Origin of the sequence: Halorubrum sp. SS7 (genome assembly GCF_005435055.1) — an archaeon.
Lineage (GTDB): Archaea > Halobacteriota > Halobacteria > Halobacteriales > Haloferacaceae > Halorubrum > Halorubrum salinarum.
This window is the reverse complement of the sequence record NZ_SGXV01000076.1, coordinates 1-1501: the sequence shown is the minus strand read 5'-3', so window position 1 is coordinate 1501 and position 1501 is coordinate 1. Positions and strand designations below refer to the sequence as shown.

The window sequence follows — 1501 nt, the reverse complement described above, 5'->3', positions numbered from 1 at the left end:
TCGGAAGTACACGGAGAAGTACTGCGTCGTCTACCAGACGCTGGCGGACCCGCCCGAGGTCGAGACGAACTGGACGTTCGACTGACTAGAAACTTCCTCGGACTTGTATCTCCTTAGATTATGTGTATTTCCAATAAAATCGATTTACCAGAACTATCGGCTTCTTTCAAAAAGAATAATTTAATATTAAAGTTAAAGAATATAGTTCTTGAGAAAAATAAACGGCGAGACGATAATGATTCGAATAGTTAGTTTTAACGAATAGTATTGTATACGGATAAAATGAAGTTGTTAATCTCAAATGAGTCCTGATAACGATCTAGAGAGGGAACTAGAGGAAATACGGACGTTACTTCGAGACTATATTGATGATTCCGTAGAACGGCGTGAGCAACAGCGAGCAGAAAACATTCAAATATTAGTCGCGCTTGGTATCTTGGGAGCATTCATTACATTATACGCACAGGAAATCGTTAGTAATTCGCCACTTAGGCCATTTTTTTGGATGATTGCTATGGCTTCAAGCGGGTTTTTGACATTAAAGACATTAGTATCTCCGCTAGCGATCGGTGATGAGGATGGGATCCTAACAAAATTGGATAGTAAATGGTCTCTGTACGCTTACGTATTTTTGATTTCACTAAGCTTCTTCATTGGAAGTCTCTTTTTAATCCCGTTTCCTCCAATTACTTTGCCAGACATTCAAGGAGTGGAGTATGAGTTAGTAACGGGGATTATTGGATCTGTCACTTCTATCTTAATCACATTTTACTTCAGGAATTCAATTACTCGGGTATCTGAGAAAAGGAGAAAAACCCAGCGTCGATTACAAGAGACCCTCAATGAGTTCAAAGAAATGGATATCGTTCATTTGTTTCTGAATCATCCTGATCTGCTATCTGATCTACTTCAAGAAAATATAAAAAATATCGAAGCAGAACCACAGTTTGGAGGACTACGACCAGACCTTCTCGCATCCACAAAAAAGGACGCGAAATTAATAGTAGAACTGAAAGTAGGAGGTCTTAATCAGAAAAGCCGCGGCCTTGAGCAAATTCGACGATATATAAATGAGTATAACGGAATAAGCGACGGTACGTCTGAGATAATTGGGTGTTTAGTTATAGTCGAGGGGACCGATATTCATGTCACAAAAGTCATTGATGATGAAATTGTTAGCCAATATAATCGTGAAATTGATGAACTGATATCCGAATTTCCTGCTTTAGACTTTGAGACTGTTATTGAAACATTAAATTAGTGATGTAGCTTCGTGCCTTACTGAATAGGTAGAATATCTGCGATCTCTGGAATGGGTTAATTGTATCAGATTCCCGTATAACACCAAGAAAATTCTAATTTGTTAATACATCGTGGGATATGATGGTCTATATTTCACCGATTCTTTTGAGTAATAAGAGTGATCTCATCGCGCCGTTCGCGCCGAACCGGAACCATTTAAGCCGACGTCGGTACCGATCCCACACGGATGAAACTTCAC

The 1501-nt window shown here is 39.3% G+C and carries 1 protein-coding gene and 1 pseudogene; both read left to right on the top strand.

The window, feature by feature from the left end; translation table 11 throughout:
• Positions 1–85, top strand: a pseudogene (locus tag EXE44_RS22100) (OsmC family peroxiredoxin); the annotation flags it as partial.
• A gap of 216 nt (positions 86–301) precedes the next feature.
• Positions 302–1261: a hypothetical protein gene (locus tag EXE44_RS16630; protein ID WP_137705782.1), complete on the top strand. Its 960-nt coding sequence runs from the start codon at positions 302–304 to the stop codon at positions 1259–1261.
• Positions 1262–1501 lie beyond the last annotated feature (240 nt).

Excerpts from the sequence above, each read along its gene's own strand:
- EXE44_RS16630 (WP_137705782.1), top strand. The coding sequence starts at position 302 with ATGAGTCCTGATAACGATCTAGAGAGGGAACTAGAGGAAATACGGACG.